6 protein-coding genes are annotated in these 19,697 nt (G+C 39.8%); 1 reads left to right on the top strand and 5 read right to left on the bottom strand.

What is annotated here, in order from left to right:
• Complete coding sequence (locus HZR84_08200; GenBank protein ID QNL21919.1) at positions 1 to 642, top strand: leucyl/phenylalanyl-tRNA--protein transferase; 642 nt, start codon at positions 1 to 3, stop codon at positions 640 to 642.
• Here the strand turns inward: HZR84_08200 and HZR84_08195 are convergent.
• The 5 genes from HZR84_08195 to HZR84_08175 form a co-directional block, all read right to left on the bottom strand.
• Positions 620 to 2,578, bottom strand: coding sequence for a SpoIIE family protein phosphatase (locus tag HZR84_08195; protein ID QNL21918.1), 1,959 nt, complete (start codon positions 2,576 to 2,578; stop codon positions 620 to 622). The genes HZR84_08200 and HZR84_08195 overlap by 23 nt on opposite strands.
• A 147-nt stretch (positions 2,579 to 2,725) precedes the next feature.
• Positions 2,726 to 3,769 (bottom strand): type IX secretion system membrane protein PorP/SprF, encoded by a 1,044-nt coding sequence (locus HZR84_08190; protein QNL21917.1) that lies wholly within the window; start codon positions 3,767 to 3,769, stop codon positions 2,726 to 2,728.
• A 10-nt stretch (positions 3,770 to 3,779) separates the two neighbouring features.
• Positions 3,780 to 9,689 carry a PKD domain-containing protein gene (locus tag HZR84_08185; GenBank protein QNL21916.1) on the bottom strand — a complete coding sequence of 1,970 codons (5,910 nt, stop codon included), beginning with the start codon at positions 9,687 to 9,689 and terminating at the stop codon, positions 3,780 to 3,782.
• Entirely contained in the window at positions 9,689 to 11,428 is a 1,740-nt protein-coding gene (locus tag HZR84_08180) for a hypothetical protein (GenBank protein QNL21915.1), read from the bottom strand. The genes HZR84_08185 and HZR84_08180 overlap by 1 nt, the downstream gene beginning before the upstream one ends.
• Positions 11,428 to 19,440, bottom strand: a complete 8,013-nt coding sequence (locus HZR84_08175) for a hypothetical protein (GenBank protein ID QNL21914.1) — start codon at positions 19,438 to 19,440, stop codon at positions 11,428 to 11,430. Before HZR84_08175 ends, HZR84_08180 begins: the two co-directional genes overlap by 1 nt.
• Positions 19,441 to 19,697 lie beyond the last annotated feature (257 nt).

The following is a 19,697-nucleotide window of genomic DNA, read 5'->3' as shown; positions in this document are numbered from 1 at the left end:
TTGCCAATTTTTAGATTAACCAAGGAATTAATTTTCCCCGAAATCGAATTAGCCGAAGAGAATGGCCTCATTGCAATTGGTGGTGATCTTAATTCGGATCGATTGTATCTCGCTTATTTAAATGGAATATTTCCTTGGTATTCAGAAGGCGAGCCGATTTTATGGTGGTCTCCGGATCCCAGATTTATTTTAAGAACAAATGAGATTCATATATCGAAGAGTATGAAAAGAGTTTTGAATCGGGATAATTGGAAATTTACCATGAATAAGGCTTTCAATAGTGTTATTAGCAAATGTCGGAACGTGCCTCGAAGCGGGCAAGATGGCACCTGGATTACCAGTGAAATGTTGAATGCCTATAATGGGCTTTATGAAGAAGGCAAAGCAACAAGTTTTGAAATTTGGGAAGAAGATGAACTAATAGGTGGCATGTATGGTGTCATAACACCGGGATATTTTGCAGGGGAGTCAATGTTCAGTTTAAAAAACAACGCTTCCAAACTTGTTTTGATAAAGGCTTGTGAATATTTGCTGGAAAAAGGTATTGAAATATTTGATTGCCAGATATATTCCGAGCATTTGAAATCCATGGGAGCTATTGAAATGCCGAGAAGCGAGTTTAAGAATTATCTTCCTGGCTAAATTTAATGGCGATCATACACATATCATCAATCTGCTCATATTTGCCATCCATCATCCAGGCAATCATTTTTTCGTCAATTAAAGAGTTTTGTTCTTGCAGAGGCAAATTTTGCATTTCTTTTACCATCTCACGCAAATTTCTTGCGCGGAATTTTTTACCGTGTTCTCCTCCAATTTGATCGGCAATGCCATCCGTGAATAAATAAATGGTGTCATTTTCTTTGATCTCAATTTCAACGTTATTGAATTTTTCATCTTTAACCTCAATTCCTCCAATTGACTTTCTATTCCCTTTAATTTCATAAAATGAAAAGTCTTTCCCCTCATAATCGGGTTCAGTCCAGGATTTGTTGATGATAAGATTGCCCATTTTTGCTTCACGGATTATAAATATCGGGCTATTGGCCCCGCAGTAATAGAGCTTCTTTTCTTTTTTCGAATATGCACACAAGGCAATGTCCATTCCATCTTTAATTTCAGCGTCCTTTTGTTGAAGTGTACTTTCTACCAGTTCATTTACCTTTTCCAGAATTTCAGAAGGATCGGTCATTTTGAATTCCCTGATGGTACGATTTAAGCTATTTAAACCTACAAGACTTATAAATGCGCCGGTAACACCGTGACCTGTACAGTCTACCACTGCAAAATATTTATAATCATTTTCCTCCTCCATCCAATAAAAATCTCCGGAAACCACACTTAATGGCTTGTAGAACAATAAATGATTAGGGAAAATATTATTGACATGATTAATAGATGGAAATAATGCACTTTGAATTTTCTTTGCATATCTCAAAGAATCTACAACGCCCTCATTTTTAGTCTTGATCTGATCCTGTTGTTCTTCTATTTTGCTATTCTGTGAGCTAACTTGTCTTTCTGAAGACTTTAATTTTTTAAGCAATCCATTTATTCGATCTGCCAAAGTTGAAAAAGCCTGATTGCCTTCTATTTCAATACTTGATTCATCCCCATCGAGAATACTATCAAGTTTCTCGTTTAATTGAGATAGTGGCTTTAATAGAGTCCTGGAATTGATATATAGCATTAGTATTAAAAGTAAAATGACCGCACCAAAAGTATAGAGTGAATTGCGAATGGCTCCTCTTAATAATTCCTCTTCTATACTTTTATTAGATTTTATCCTTACTACAGAAGCTAATTCTTCCGGTTCATCCTCTTCTTTGCTATAAATATATTCGTAATGAATTTTTATACCGTCTTCAATTTCAATTAAAGTATGACTCGTTTTATCCGAAAACGTTTGCCTTAAAACCCTTCTGTGAATTTCTTTTAGGTTTTTAGCTTTATTTAATGTTAAAGGATTATGATCGTCGACATAAAGCTCGACATCAAGAATTCCTTTTTGTTTGGATGATATCGAATCTAAACGTTTATTGAAAGTGCTAATTATTTTGTCTGCTCTTGGCGAATAATGTCCTATTTCTACTAAATAGCTGTCATCATTAGTTTTTTCATAGGAATATTTTTTAAGATTATTCGTCTTTATCTCTACTCCAAATCTCGAACTGTAAAATTCATCATCTTCAAATCGCTCTTTTAAAAATTTTGAGAACTCAGGACCAAATGAAAATAGATTCAAATTGAGGTCGGACGTCATTGTTGTATTAACAACAATTCCATTGGTATCCACTATATAGAGATCAACCAAACTGGTGTCAACGCCTAGTATATTTCTGATAGAATCAAGATTTACTTTTTCCAGATTCTCATGAGCATTAAAATAGTAATTTATTAAGCGGTTGCTAAGACGTGCCATATTGTCTTCAAGTTCCTGTTCAAGGCCTTCCATTTTGAGTTCCTTTTCCTTAAAGACATGATGAATTTCATCTGAGATTAATTCGCTTTTCTGCTTACTTGTGCTAGTGAGTATTTTCCGGGTGTTTTCATAGCTAACCCATGCGGTAATTATCATTATTACAATAACAGGTATTGTAATTTTGGATAAAATTTGTTTGAAAAACAAGCTGTTTGAGGCCATTCTAAGTTCCTAAATATACTTAGAATATAAAAATAAATGCTTTTTATTTAAATGAATCAGTGATTGCCAGGAAAAATGCCCCTAAAACCTCGGACAAGGAATTAACCTTTGATCTTTTGGAGGACGACCCTTAATTGGGTTGAAAGCATATTCGAATTCATAAATCAATGAAATTTCATGTGCTCCACCTGTATTCAAAGTTGACAAAGGGGAAATTGTAATATCATAACTATAGGCAATACTTAAACCTTTCCACCTGTAACCGGCCAGTATGGAAAATGCATCGTGATTGGTAATTGTTACCGTTTCCTTTTTTACAACCGGAATTCCTCTATACCATGCACCAAAAGTTAAGAAATCGTAATAGTAATAGGCTCCAAGATCCAATTGCATAAATTTTGCTTGTTTCTTAAAATGAAATGCAGGTGAAATAAAGGAAGGTCTCACGTCGGCACCTTTTCGATATTGCATTCCCGGAAACAATGGAATTTGATAACCTCCATGAAATGAAAGATACAGTGGTAGTTTTTGTGCTCCGCCTGTAACTACGGTCATATCAGGTTGATTGATATGTCTTACAGAGGTTCCTAACCATGCTTTCGATGAATAGAGCAATCCACCGGCTACTACATCAAAAAACCTTCTGTTTTCAAAATTGACCAAAGAAGCTGCGGTATTAGAAATTGATCCTGTTTGGTTATCAATATTCTCCCTGAGTGTTAAAGCCGATCCATCTATGCTCAACCAGGAATAACCCACACCTGCTCCGGCTCTAAAGGCCCATTTCCTATTTATGTTTAATCTGTATGCATATTGACCCATAACTGAAGTTGTAGACAATCGTGCAGAACCTTGTACATCTCGACTGACCAATAGTCCTGCTCCACTTCTTATTTGAGGAATATTCTGATCAAAACTCGCATACATTGTGGTGAATTTTGCGGCGGCTGCAGGCCATTGCATTCTATAAAGTACATTGGCTCTGGCCCATTCCGAAGAACCTGCAAAAGCCGGATTAAGGTATAAAGGAGCTGCATAGAATTGGGTGAATTGATAATCCTGTGCTTTTGATATACCGCTTATGAGCAGTATTAAAAAGGCAATATGTGATAGAATTCTTCTCATACTTTAAAACTTATCTAAGTAGAGTAACATCTCCTACTTTGGTTTCTTTAGAACCATCAGCGAACTCAACCTGTACTCTGTAAATATATACTCCCTGAGGCGCCGGCGAACCGTTTACATAGCCATCCCATCCTACATTTACTGTATTGGATTGGAAGATTGGCTCACCCCAACGGTTAAATACTTCAAATTTCAGTGCTACAAACTCTTTGCGTATTACCGGGTAAAAAACAGTATTATTAAATCTGTCAAATGGATTTACAGCACCTCCGTTTGGTCCGCCTTCGCCAGGAGTAAATGCATTAGGTACAATAATATCCCCTACCGGCAATACATAGATGATTTTGTTTGCCGTGTCTCTACATGCAATACTATCATTTACTACATTAATAGCAACCATGGTCACATCGTACTGTCCTTCGAATCTATAATTTTTAGTTGGGGACCTTTCATCCGAAGTAGTACCATCACCAAAGTCCCAGAAGAATTCAGAAGCATTTCTTGATTCATTTGAGAAGTTGATCTCATTTAGGCCGACAAATACCGAGTCTCTTGAGAAGAAATTGGCAGTTGGATTTGGAAATCCTGTGACTACCGCAAATCGCTCTATGGAATCTTTAAAGTTATTGATACCTGTTGTAATAAGCTTTACATCATAAACTCCAGGATCAAAGAATGTTTTAGTTACATTTTCGCTGAAATATTCACTTCCATCACTAAATACCCATTTGTAGCTAATTCCAAATGCAGATGTGTTGGTAAATGTGAATTCAAATGGCACACATCCCGATGTTTCGCCTACAAAATCAGCCGTTGGTAAACTTGGGAAAATGGTGACCAATCGCGTCGTTGAGTCTATACAACCATTTTGGGTAGTTGCGACCATAGTGACCGTGAATGTTCCAAAAGTTCCAAAGTCATAAGTTGGACTAACCTGATTGCTGGTTCCACTTGCCGTATCACCGAAGTCCCAGAAATAGGTATTACTATTAAGGTTTGGTGTACTATTGGTGAAAGTAACCGGACTTGGTGGCCAGTTTTGCTGTACCGGATTTGCATTAAACGATGGTTGTGGTTTTGGATGAACTGTGATTGGTATAATCAATGTATCCGTACAACCGTACTGATTCAATGCGACATGATATACATCAAAGACCACAGAAACTAAACCTGTATTTGTGAATGTATGGGTCACCGAATTATTATTTGGCAATAATTGTGTTCCATTATTCTCAAAATCCCACTCGTAGCCAGCTGCTATGGTATTTGAATTGAATACAACATCTAACGGAGAACATCCACTGCTAACATCCGGTGTTACATCAGCTATAATTTCAGGTCTGACTCTCACCACTTTTTCCACTGAATCTACACAACCAATTGGCGATGTTGCCAACATCTTCACTACATAATCTATCGGGAAAATAGTTGTGTTGTTGAACTGATAAGTCGGATTTTGCTGTGTAGAAGTTCCAGAGGTGTCCCCAAAATCCCATGAGTAAGTATATACCTGGGATGGAGTGGTTTGATCCGAGAATACCACAGTTGGGAAACCGCAAACATCATCAGAGTTAAATGTAAAATCTGCATTCACTGCCGGTTGGACCACTACAGTAGCACTGCCTGTAATATTCGCATGTGTTGAATCAATTGAACACTGATTACTTGTCCCCTGATCCACTACATCAAAAATGGTATAGGTTGTTGTAGTACTTGGGAATACATCAATGGTGTAGGTTGAAACATTTGTTGCCTGAGTTGCAGAAACCAAGGTTCCGTCGAAGTATCTGAATGACCATGGCCCAATACCTGTGAAATTAAAGGTCAAGGTGGATGGATAACCGTCGCATATCGTATTGTCACCGGATATTGATGCCGTTGGTAAAGGTTCAACCGTAATATTCACCGGGCTTCCTAAGCTAGTTGGAACACATGCAGGATTGTTGTTATCGGTCACCTGAGTGAAGAAATACTGCGTAGTTGCACCTACCGGCGGCACTGGATTCACCAGCAGTAAGGTATCCAGATTACTTACATTATTCCTAACAAATGAGTTACCCAAATTGTCATTTACAATTACATCGAATGGCCCGTTCCCAGTCAATTGATATTGAAGTGCAATTGTATCCTCCTCACAGAATGTAACACTACTTGAGAAGAATCCATCTACTTTTAATGATGCTGTAGGCAATTGGTTGACAACAATCGTAGCTTCTGTTGAATCAGAAGGTAATATGTTGTTTGTAGAGCATCCATTACCATCAGTAATGCTAAGCAATCTGAAAGATGTAGTAATAGTAGGACTTACTGTGAGAGTGAAGTTTGCATTTGCAGAATTCACAGTTTGAATACCAGTATTGCCGATGTATTGAACCGAATAATTAGCCAATCCTGTGGCACTTAGATTAAGTGTTACAGAGCTACCTACACATATGGTATCGTCGTCCTGAATAGTAATGGTTGGATCTGCGTTGACAAAAATGTCGGCATTGTTAACAATGTTTAGCGCACATTGCGGTGCTGTAGAATAAACTGAAGAAGCAATGGTATAGCTGTTATTACCAACCTGTAATCCAGGAGCCTGAAGTATAGTACCGTTTCCAATACCCGTCAATGTATCAACGTTTACTCCATTTCTTTGAAGAATCAAATCGTAAATATTTGGTTCATCAAAATTAAATTGCAGGAATTTGCCAACCGAATCAACACCACATATTACTGTGTTTCCAACTACAGAAAGCGTAACAGTAGGAATAGGTCTTACCTGTACTATGGCCTGCCCGGTCGTAACGAGCGGCACACAATTTGTATTATCATCCACTACGGAAGTAAATCTGTAAATATAGAAGCCTGGTCCGGGATAAGGAATTAAGACCGTGTCTTGCTGACTTAGACCAGTGAAATTGTAGTTATTGGTTCCATCTGTAATCGTTACATCAAATGGCCCGTTGGTTACTCCAAAATCAAGATATACCGGCAATGGCTCTCCATCGCATATGGTTGTGTCTCCGGTTAAATTCGCCGTTGGAAGATCATTTACATAAACATATGCTGTATCATTTGTTAATGAATCTGCCGGGCATGAAGGTACTGTACCATTATCGCTTATTGATACAATGGAATATACATTCAAACCTACCGGAGGATTAAATAATGATACCGTTGATGGACTGCTGGATACAAATGTTGGCAAGGTATCCACACCATTGGTGTAGGTCACTAACCAAGGTCCTGTACCTGCTGTCTGTAATTGGAATGAACTGTTTTCAAATGCACAAATGGTATCAATACCTGAAATTCCAACCGTTGGGCGATCGTTAACAGTAATTAAAACCGATCCACTAATACTCTGAGCTCTGCAGCTTACTGGTAAGCTTCCATCTACTACAGAATCTATCTGGAAAGTACTTGTATTCTGTGGACTTACGGCAATGGTTCCTGTATTTCCTGATGTTATATCAAGTGAATCAACATAATTGGTGCTACCATCAGAAATGTATACCCTATATGGTAAGTCACCTTGCGAAATAACAACCAACAAATCAGCCGAGTCTCCTCTACAAATTGAAGTCAGACCCTGAGGATTTAAACTCGCTGTCGGCAAATCATTCAAATTAAAGGTAACGCTTCCCGTAAGCTGAGGGTCTCCCTGAATTACAGAACATGTTGGTGTATGACCATCATCAAGTGTAAATAGGGAAATTGTATTTCCAAAACCAGGGAAACTACTCGACACATTAAATGTTGTGTCATTGGTCTGTACGCCATTTAGAGACACTGGGCCTGCATAATTGGTCAACAATGACAAATCATATGGCGCTCTTCCTGTGAATTGAATATTGATGGTAATGCTGTCTCCAAAACATTTTGTATCAGGACCCACCAAGGTCAAATTAGCTGTTGGTAAAGGATTTACATTAACCGTAAAATTCGATTTCACACCCAAAGTGCCCACACAAGCCTCTGTTGTAGCAGATTCTCTAATTTCTAAAATGGTATAAGTAGTTGTGTCATTTGGTCTTACGATATAAATTGACCCATCTGCTATATTTACTAAGGTGGTGTCAATTGTCAATCCGTCAATAGAAAGATCAACTTCAAACGGCGCTCTTCCTCCTGAAATATCAAAGGATAGTATTGCCTGATCTCCCTCACAAATGGTTGTATCGAAAGAATTAATTTCGATTTCAGGTCTGTCAAATACCTGTACAGTGACAAGACCTGTAAGATCTGTGGCTCTGCAATTTTCAGGTGAATTGCTATCCAGGACTGAATCAATTTTAAAGAAGTAAGGGGTTACTGAAGCAGGAAGTGTAATTAATGCTGTATCAGTTGGTGTATTCAATGTACGCAAATAATTATTTGTGCCATCACTGAAATATACATCCAATGGACCATTTCCAGTTAAATTGAAGTTTAATACAAACGGTTCCAGGTCACATAAACTAGTATCTCCACTAATTGAAGCAGTCGGTAAGGCATGTACAAATACCTCCACCAGAGAATCTGCAGGAGCAATATTCGCCACACAGCCTTTATCATCAATAGCCTCGATCAATTTAAAATCATGATCACCCACACCGAGCACATAAGATAAAGCAGTTCCATTGATTGCATTAAATCCAGTTAAAATATTGCCAGTTGTATCTATTTGATAGGTATAAGGATCATTAGGCCCGGTTAGGCTAAATGTGATAGTTGTTGTTTCTCCAAAACAAACCGTGTCCTTGTTAATAGAAATACTTGCATCAGGCAATGGGTTAACAATTAATGTTGGTGTTCCCGAAATATTTGAACTTGGTGCTGTTACTGTGCAACCAAATGAATCACTAAAATAAATAATACTATAGGTCGTTGTATCTGTCGGGCTTACCCAGATTGAATCTCCAACAGAAACAGATTGAATAGTATCATTTGGATCTGTGTTCAAAACAAAATCAAATCTTGGACTTCCAACCGGGATTCTCCAGTACAATCTCGCAGAATCTCCCAAACATATTTCATTATCATCCAGCAATAATTCCACAACCGGCAGAGGTGTAACAACCACCTGAACCGTATCCGGAAGATTTGGATGCCCGGCTAATACTGAACAACCATTGGCGTCCATGATTGAAACAATGTTATAATTGCTGGTTGAATTTGGTGCAAAAACAATAGTATCTCCGCTGTTATAATTATTTATTATTCCAATACCTCCACTTAATTCAACCGTATATGGACCAGGAGCATCACCCAGGTTTGTAACATCTACGGTAAATAAGGCATTGTCACCAAAACAAATTGTATCTGTAGGTTCTATTACACTTAGAGTTGTAATAGGCAGTGGGTTTACATTTACTAATATGGTATCGCCAAAGTTTGGATTGATCGGTCCATTATTAATGCTATCCGTACATCCTTGCGCATCTGTAATGCTTACTAAAGTGTAAAGTGTTGTGTCTAACGGAAACTCCGTTACTGTTTTTGTGGTCAAGCCGCCAGTAGTAGTAATGGTTGAATCGGTTCCGGTTAACTCGTCTCTGTAAGTAAAGGTAAACGGTGCTGTACCTGACATACTAAAGGTTAATACCACAGGATCTTCCAGACAAATTGTAGTTGAATCTGTGATTTGTAAGGTTGGTAGTGGATTGATGTTCAATTGTGGCGTTCCTGTAATGCTCGCACTCGGTGCTACCGTCTGGCAACCGTTGCCATCTATGACATACACGATACTGTAGGTCGTTGTCGCTCCCGGCGATACTGGTACAGAGTCGGTCAGTGGATTGAAGTTTTTGATCGTATCAGTCAGGTTTGGATCTACCACAAACTCCAATGGGCCAGTACCTATGTTCAATGCCACACGCAGGTTGGTTGTGTCTCCAAAACAGATGCGATTCGTATCTATACTCAAAGTAACGTTTGGCAATGGATTCACCACTATCGTCGCTGTATCATTGATGTTTGATGACCGGTGCTCACGCTACATCCATTTTGATCAAGCAAGCTGGTGATTACATAATTATTGGCACCCACCGTACTTGGGTTCACTGCAATGCTGTCTCCACTTACATAATTATTTATCGTTCCTACACCATTATTGATCGTGATATCATATGGCCCTGGACCGGTAGTCACATTGACATATAAATAAGCCACATCTCCATTACATATCGTATCGGTTGGAAGATCTGCCACAATCGTAGCCACAGGTAAGCTGTCTACTACAATTTCTACGGTGTCTCCAAAGCTTGGATTGATCGGTGCATTGTTCACACTGTCGGTACAACCCTGCCCGTCAGTGACGCTCACCATACTGTACAAGGTCGTTGAATCCGGGGAAACCGTAACATTTCTGGTAGTCAGGTTGCTCACCGTTGATAATGTGCTGTCCACGCCTCTTGTATTGTCCCTGAAGGTAAATGTGAATGGCGTACTGCCGGTAAAACTAAAGTTCAATACCACGTCATCGTCAAAGCATATCGTATCATCCTGGGTAATCTGCGCCGTTGGCAGTGGATTGATGTTCAATTGTGGCGTTCCTGTAATGCTCGCACTCGGTGCTACCGTCTGGCAACCGTTGCCATCTATGACATACACGATACTGTAGGTCGTTGTCGCTCCCGGCGATACTGGTACAGAGTCGGTCAGTGGATTGAAGTTTTTGATCGTATCAGTCAGGTTTGGATCTACCACAAACTCCAATGGGCCAGTACCTATGTTCAATGCCACACGCAGGTTGGTTGTGTCTCCAAAACAGATGCGATTCGTATCTATACTCAAAGTAACGTTTGGCAATGGATTCACCACTATCGTCGCTGTATCATTGATGTTTGGATGACCGGTGCTCACGCTACATCCATTTTGATCAAGCAAGCTGGTGATTACATAATTATTGGCACCCACCGTACTTGGGTTCACTGCAATGCTGTCTCCACTTACATAATTATTTATCGTTCCTACACCATTATTGATCGTGATATCATATGGCCCTGGACCGGTAGTCACATTGACATATAAATAAGCCACATCTCCATTACATATCGTATCGGTTGGAAGATCTGCCACAATCGTAGCCACAGGTAAGCTGTCTACTACAATTTCTACGGTGTCTCCAAAGCTTGGATTGATCGGTGCATTGTTCACACTGTCGGTACAACCCTGCCCGTCAGTGACGCTCACCATACTGTACAAGGTCGTTGAATCCGGGGAAACCGTAACATTTCTGGTAGTCAGGTTGCTCACCGTTGATAATGTGCTGTCCACGCCTCTTGTATTGTCCCTGAAGGTAAATGTGAATGGCGTACTGCCGGTAAAACTAAAGTTCAATACCACGTCATCGTCAAAGCATATCGTATCATCCTGGGTAATCTGCGCCGTTGGCAGTGGATTGATGTTCAATTGTGGCGTTCCTGTAATGCTCGCACTCGGTGCTACCGTCTGGCAACCGTTGCCATCTATGACATACACGATACTGTAGGTCGTTGTCGCTCCCGGCGATACTGGTACAGAGTCGGTCAGTGGATTGAAGTTTTTGATCGTATCAGTCAGGTTTGGATCTACCACAAACTCCAATGGGCCAGTACCTATGTTCAATGCCACACGCAGGTTGGTTGTGTCTCCAAAACAGATGCGATTCGTATCTATACTCAAAGTAACGTTTGGCAATGGATTCACCACTATCGTCGCTGTATCATTGATGTTTGATGACCGGTGCTCACGCTACATCCATTTTGATCAAGCAAGCTGGTGATTACATAATTATTGGCACCCACCGTACTTGGGTTCACTGCAATGCTGTCTCCACTTACATAATTATTTATCGTTCCTACACCATTATTGATCGTGATATCATATGGCCCTGGACCGGTAGTCACATTGACATATAAATAAGCCACATCTCCATTACATATCGTATCGGTTGGAAGATCTGCCACAATCGTAGCCACAGGTAAGCTGTCTACTACAATTTCTACGGTGTCTCCAAAGCTTGGATTGATCGGTGCATTGTTCACACTGTCGGTACAACCCTGCCCGTCAGTGACGCTCACCATACTGTACAAGGTCGTTGAATCCGGGGAAACCGTAACATTTCTGGTAGTCAGGTTGCTCACCGTTGATAAAGTGCTGTCCACGCCTCTTGTATTGTCCCTGAAGGTAAATGTGAATGGCGTACTGCCGGTAAAACTAAAGTTCAATACCACGTCATCGTCAAAGCATATCGTATCATCCTGGGTAATCTGCGCCGTTGGCAGTGGATTGATGTTCAATTGTGGGTTTCCATTAATATTTGCACTTGGTGCAGTAACCGAACAGCCATTGCCATCAGTCACATAAACAATGCTATACGTTGTAGTCGCTGTTGGGGAAACAGGAATAGAATCTGTAAGCGGATCAAAATTTATTAGTGTATCCGTCAAATTTGGATTGACAACAAATTCTAATGGACTACTTCCTACGCTTAATGCAACTCTTAAATAAGTTGTATCTCCGAAACAGATACGGTTCGTATCTATACTCAAAGTAACGTTTGGCAATGGATTCACCACTACTGTCGCTGTATCATTGATGTTTGGATGGCCGGTGCTCACGCTACATCCATTCTGATCAAGCAAGCTGGTGATTACATAATCAGTTGTTACACTAGGTGTTACAGCAATTGTATCACCACTATTGTAATTATTGATAGTTCCTACCCCATTATTAATGGTTACAGAGTATGGTCCAGGTCCGGTAGTGACATTAACAAAAAGATAGGCAATATCTCCGTTACAAATTGAATCAGTTGGAGCATCGGTTATAATTGTTGCAACCGGCAAGCTGTCTACTACAATTTCTACAGAATCTCCAAAGCCTGGATTAATCGGATTTCCGATACTGTCGATACATCCATTGGACCCCTGGACACTTACCAAAGAATATATTGTGGTTGTATCAGGACTTACAATGACACTTGCAGAAGTTGATAAACCAGAAGTGGTTAACGTATCATTTAATCCAGTTGTATTGTCCTTGTAGATGTAAGTAAAAGGAGGCGATCCTGTAAAACTGAAGCTTAAGGTAGCATTGTCACCAAAACAAATGGTATCGTTCTGATTAATTTGAGCTGTCGGTAAAGGATTAACCGTTACCTGTGGAGTTCCTGTAAGACTGGCGCTCGGCGCGACACTTGTACATCCAAAACTGTCTTCAACGGATACAAGGCTATATGAAGTTGTAGCACCTGGTGAAACATTTATATTATTTCCACTTGTATAATTATTAATTGTATCGTTCTGACTACCGTCATTAATAATTACAGTAAAAGGATTTGTTCCAGGAGAAATATTAACAACTAGCGGTGTAGTGTCACCAAGACAAATTGTAGTAGTACCTGATAAAATTGCTACCGGAAGTGGGTTTACAACTATTGTAGCTGTATCATCAATATTCGGGTGACCGGTACTTACACTACATCCATTTTGATCTAACAGACTTGTAATAATATAATCAGTTGTAATCGTAGGGTTAACCGGAATTGAATCACCACTATTGTAATTAGTTATAGTACCAACCCCATTATTGATTGTTATTGAGAAAGGTCCGGCACTAGTGGAAATATTCACGTACAAATAGGCCTGATCACCCGAGCATATGGTGTCTGTTGGAAGGTCTGCTACAATTGTTCCAACAGGAAGGCTGTCCACAACAATTTCAACACTGTCCCCAAATGCAGGATTATTTGGATTACCTATGCTGTCTATACAACCATTGGCGTCAATTACTGACACTAAAGAATAAATTGTTGTTGTATCAGGGCTAACCAATACGTTTCTGGTTATTGATGCGCCGGCCGTGGATAATGTACTATCTACCATTCTGGAATTATCTCTAAAAGTAAATGTAAATGGAAGTGCTCCGGTAAAACTAAATGTAAGAATGACATCATCGTCAAAACAGATGGTATCATCCTGAGTAATTTGAGCGGTTGGAAGTGGGTTTACAGAAACCTGTGGATTTCCTGTTAAGTCTGAAGAAGGAGCTGAGGTATAGCATCCATTTGAATCCAAAACACTAACCAAAGTGTAATTTGTAGTTACAATTGGGGACACATAATATTGACTGCCATTTACATAATTGTTAATGGTATCACCGTTGCTTAAAACAACCTCAAACGGATTTGTTCCTGTAGTCACATTGATTTGAAGAGGTGTACTGTCCCCTATACAAATTGTATTTGCGCCAATTAAATTTGCAACAGGTAATGGGTTTACAACTATTAAAGCATTCCCGGTCAAAAGAGAAGTTGAAGTAGTTGAGCAACTATTGGAGTCTGCGGCTTGTGTTAAAATGAAATTTGTAGTTGAAGTCGGACTCACCCAAATAGTATCACCACTATTGTAATTATTTACAGTACCAAATCCTTGAATAGTTAAATCATATGGTCCATCGCCACTGCTAAAGTTTACGACTACAGCCGCCGAATCCCCAACACAAATAGTGTCTTGACCTGTAATCACCCCACGTGGAAGTGAATCAACTTGTACAAATACACTATCCGTAAATCGTACAGAAGGCGCATCAACACGACAACCTCTAAAATTATCCGTGACCGAGATCAAGGTATAAAGTGAAGAACTATCGGGAAAAACAGCAATATTAGTTGAAGAGCCGGATAGGTTTACTGTTGTTGTATCCAAACCATTGATAGCATATTCAATTGTATAAATTTGCGGCGAAGGACCAGAAACTGTCAAGCTTAGGTTGGCCACATCTCCTTCACATATAATTGTATCTAATGTGGTTAATACAGCAGATGGAAGAGGTCTAACATTAATAATCGGCGCTCCACTAAAAGAAGAACCAGTACAAGCGGTCGCAGAATCAAATAATGAAACTACCTGATATGTAAGTGTTGAATCCGGCACGACAAAAATACTATCGCCGTTTGTTAGATTTGGGTAAAGAGTTGTATCAACACCATTTGTAATTTCAACAGCAAATGGCCCGGTTCCGGAACCAAATAATATCTGTAAAATTCCCGTATCTTCTTCGCAAATAAACGGAGTTAATCCAAGCAAAGTGGATGAAGGACTAGGGTCAATGCCGACCGTAATAGTATCTACAGACGATAAGCAACCTGCAATTGAATCCACTACACTTAAAAAATATGTTCTTGTAAATAATGGACTGGCAGTAGGGTTTGCAATATTTGCATCATCCAAACCACTGGAGGGAGACCATACATAATTGTAAAATCCTGAACCCCCTGTCGCTGTCGGGCTTCCGCCAATTATTACGGATGCTCCGCTACAAATACTTGTATCATTTCCTGCAAATGAAGTTGGAAAAGTATAAACAGTTACAATTGTAGACTGTGTATCTGATGGACAACCAAAATTATTAGTTGGTAATACTTTAATCTCCTGGGGTCCTGCATTTGGAAATTCAAATACCGCAAAATTATCATTAATGCCACCTCCAAATTGAAGATTTACTGTAGCAGGGAAAAACCATTCATATGTAGTTCCCGCAACAAAAGGAACGGTGTAAACCAGATTATTATCATTTAAACAAACTGTGGAATCACCGGCTACTCCGGTATTTGTATTTGATGCTGCAAAAATAATAGTAACCTGATCTGAAGAATCGGCACAAGCACCGTTTGAAATAGTCCATTCTAAAGTATATGATCCAACAATATCAACAGTGATTGAATCATCAAAAGTAGTTTGAGTAACATCGTTAAATGTTACATTAGATCCTCCTGGTTGAGCAACCACAGACCAAATACCATTTCCTACCAATGGATTATTCGCATCCAATTTAGTAGTCAATGCGCAAACAGTATCATCCGCTCCGGCATCTGCCGATGAAGGAAATTCATCAAATCTTATGGCAACCGTATCTCTGGTTGTTTGGCAAACGCCATTGCTAATTGCCCATTCAAATGTATAGGTTTCATAAGCAGGAACGGTTACATCTGTATTGAAGTCAGAATCGTCTACAAAAGATACAGGTCCGGTACCGGTAATCCTTCTCCAGGTTCCTTTACCTATTGCATCAAAATTTCCTCCTAAAGTATAAGTCAATGCACAAATTGAATCTGCCGTACCTGCATCAGCAACCGTTGGATTCTTATAAAAGACCACCTGTACATTATCATCTGAAGGTGTACAATTTCCATTGCTAATCCTCCATGTAAGAACTACAATTGAGGAATCTCCTCCAAATGGATTCGCTCTTACAATTGTATTTGGATCAGTATTATTATCAAGTGTCGCGGAACCCGAAGATATTATCCATTGACCGGAACCAATTGCTGGAGAGTTTGCCCCCAATTGAGCTGTGTCAGCACAAATATTGATTGGTGCTCCGGCATTTGAGGTAGTCGGATCATCGTGGAATATTACTCTTACAGTATCTCTTAATGTCACACAATTCCCATTAACCGAAGACCATTCCACGAAGAAGGTATCTGAATCATTTACAAAACCCGGAATATCAATACTGGTTGTTGGCGAAGCCGCTGTGCTAATGTTTAATGGACCCGGGCCACTAACAAAATTCCATTGGCCTGTCCCAATTGTAATAGTATTTCCCGATAGATTTGTAATTGTATTACAAACTTCAAAATCAGATCCTGCAGCCGGTGTCGTGGAAATTTCAAAGAATGTTACTTCCAGCGTATCCTTGGTATCTAAACATACGCCATTTGAAGTGGTCCACTCAAATTCATAAACTTCAAAATCCGAAATTGGCGGAACGCTTACAATTGCGTTTGGATCGTTAGCATTAGGATTATAGCTAACAGGTCCTGTTCCGGTAATCAATTGCCATTGTCCTGTACCTACTGTTGGTGTAACTGCTCCCAATTGGGCAGTATCGGCACAAATTTGAAAATCCGCAATTACACTTGCAGGCGTTGGATTATCAAAAAATGTAATCATTACATCTGATGTTTCATCCGTACAACCAGCATTAGATATTGTCCATCTTAATGTATAGGTTCCAAATACACCATTTGTTAAATCAAATCGCGCATTGGGTTTGTTTGGGTCATCAAAAGTAAATGTTCCTCCTCCCGGTTGGCCAACAACAGACCAGGTTCCGGTTCCGACACTAGGTGTGTTTGCATTTAATGTGTCAAATGAAGCACATACAGAAGTATCATTGCCGGCCACAGAAGGTGTCGGTGATTCTAATATCAATGTTAAGGTGTCGCGTTGTGGAGGAGAACAATTTCCGTTAGTCACCTCCCAAAGGATTTCATAAGTACCTGAAACCGGAGCATCTACTGTAGTATTGTTATTTACCGAATCAGCAATTGTAAGTGTTCCGGGCCCTGTGAGTTGGTACCATTGCCCGAATCCAATAGCAGGAGCTACTGCAGAAATTGGTATGCCGGTTAAATTACAAGTTGAAGTCGGATCTGCCGTGACAATTGATGCAGGTGAAGGAAATTGGAAAACTCTTATAACGACAGTATCATAAAGTGTAACGCATGCAGGAGGCAGGAAAGAAGCCCATACAAATTCATAAGTTCCATCTGATGGAAAAGTGACAGTAGCATTTCTATCAGTGGTATCCGGCGCAAAAATTACCGCAGGTCCACCACTTTGAATCCAACCACCATCGCCATTGGTTATATTATTACCCTGAAGCATGTAAGTCAATACATTACAAATAGAGTCATCCGGCCCAGCCATAGGGGTAGTCGGTGGTGGATCAAACTGCACATCAACAATGGCAAATGTTGGAGCACAATTTCCGTTCTCAATCGTCCATCTAAATCTGTAAAATCCGGATGTAGTTACTGTAACACTTGTTGTCGGGTCATTTTCATCGACAAAACTCGCTGTACCGGGACCAAACTGTCTGGTCCAAGTACCCTCACCAACCAAAGCTGTGTTTCCATTTAGATTGGTTGTGAGGCCACAAAGTGTAAAATTGGGGCCAACGCTCGCAACGGTTGGTGTTTCAAAAACACGAATTCTGACATCATCCGTTTCATCCGGGCAGATTCCCGTTCCGGTAGATATTGTCCAACGCAAAACATAACTCTGACTCCCGGTAGTATACTGAGGAAATGTTGCTGTTGCATTAAAAGTATTTGCATTAGGTGCAAATGTAACAGCCCCTCCGGGACCAGAAACTTTTGTCCAGGTACCTGTACCAACTGCAGGGTTGTTTCCCTGCATGACATAGGTCAAATCATTACATACGGTCGTGTCATCCAATCCTGCGGCAGAGGCAGTCGGCGCTTCTTCAAAGGTTATTTGTACTTGAGATACTTCATCTGGACAGGATCCATTATCTATTCTCCATTCGAGTGTATGTGTTCCAAAATTCCCGGAAAAAGTAGAATTACGACTTAATGTATTTGAAAATGATGTGCCGCCCGGACCTCCTACTACAAACCATTCACCTATTCCTACTGCCGGGTTATTGGCTGCAAGAGTTGTGCTATTTCCACATACATCCTGATCAGGTCCTGCGTTTGAACTAGAAGGTGGTTCAAAAAAGGTTATTTCTACAGTATCACGACCTGATGCACAAGTACCTAATGTAGAACTCCATTCCAAAAGGTAAGTACCATAATTTGAACCCGTTATATTAACACTTGTAGTTGGGTTATTTGCATTAGTAATATTTAATAAGGGACCACCAGAAATTTGATTCCAGGTACCGATTCCATTAACAATAGCATTTCCAGCAAGATTTGTTGAATTTCCACAAACTCCCTGATCAGGGCCTGCCATTGCGGGGGTTGGTCCTATTATTTCAAGTTCGGCTGTTGTCGTTATAGAAGGGAAATCACCATTGACAGGATCAGTTGGCGGCATTCCATCAAATTGCAAGGTATCGTATGGATTACAAATATTCCAGTTTCGTAAAGTCACTTCAAATACATCACCCACGTTTGCCGCTCCAGCTGCCGGGTGACTTATAGGATAGGTCAATTCATTCAAATTAGCCTGTAATACTAAAGGAGGAATTTCAATTATGGGCCCGGCAAAAGGTGCTGCAGCGGTTAGATTGCCGGCTCCATCAGTTAAGACAACAGTTCCGCCTCCTGTGTCGATGGAAACATTTGGAATATGAGGCCCGGGGCCTGATCCATAAATAAACTGCACCCAACGAGTTAATTGATTTGGTCTGTCTGGTTCAACTGAAATATCACAATTAGGAAATGTAGCATCCTGAAATTGAAAGCCAGTAGTGGAATCTTCATAGCAAACTTGTTGCAAAACAGGATTAATTGCTAATATCCCAGTATTCGTATTATCATCTGACCAGGAAGTTAAGGTTTTTTGTACCACCGAAGAACCACAGGCATCCGGTGCAATATTTCCATCGCCATTTAGATCATAGTGTAATGCAACAAAAGGTTCATAGACGCAAACCGCACCGGCAGGATAAGGAAAAGTACCTGTAGCTTCATAAGTTAAAGGACCAGTTTGAGTAGCTAAAAATGTACTCCTATTAGTGCCAGGATCTTGCCAGTTAAATCTAATATATACTTTTGACGGATCCACTGGAGCACTAAAATCATATGCTATTCTCCAAGTTACCGTTGTGGGGCCGCAGGCACCTGATGTGGTGAATGTTTCATCCGTTCCTCCAGACAAAAGACCACACTGGCCAAAAAGAGAACTATTAAAGGATATAAATCCAATGAATAAAAATAGTAAGTAGAGCCTTTTTAACATATATTTCTTAAGTAATGAGATGTTTTATGAAGCCAACACACATCTGCACATTCCATACTTTAATACACCAAATATTCAAAAGGTAATTGTTCTAACTTAAAAATATTGATATTTGAAGTCCAAATATGTTTTTTTTATGCGAGTTTACGTAATAATAATGGCTTTTGTTGCCATTTTTTTTGTTTCAAAGGGGTCAAACAACCCGTCTGGTTATGATTTTGGTAAAGAGATTTCTTCACAAGAACTCAATAACCACC

The sequence above is a fragment of the Hyphobacterium sp. CCMP332 genome (assembly GCA_014323545.1).
Classification (GTDB): Bacteria; Bacteroidota; Bacteroidia; order Cytophagales; family CCMP332; genus CCMP332.
The sequence above is the reverse complement of the archived record's forward strand: the minus strand, read 5'-3'. Positions and strand labels throughout refer to the sequence as shown.

Excerpts from the sequence above, each read along its gene's own strand:
- HZR84_08195 (QNL21918.1), bottom strand. The coding sequence starts at position 2,578 with ATGATAATTACCGCATGGGTTAGCTATGAAAACACCCGGAAAATACTC.
- HZR84_08190 (QNL21917.1), bottom strand. The coding sequence starts at position 3,769 with ATGAGAAGAATTCTATCACATATTGCCTTTTTAATACTGCTCATAAGC.
- HZR84_08175 (QNL21914.1), bottom strand. The coding sequence starts at position 19,440 with ATGTTAAAAAGGCTCTACTTACTATTTTTATTCATTGGATTTATATCC.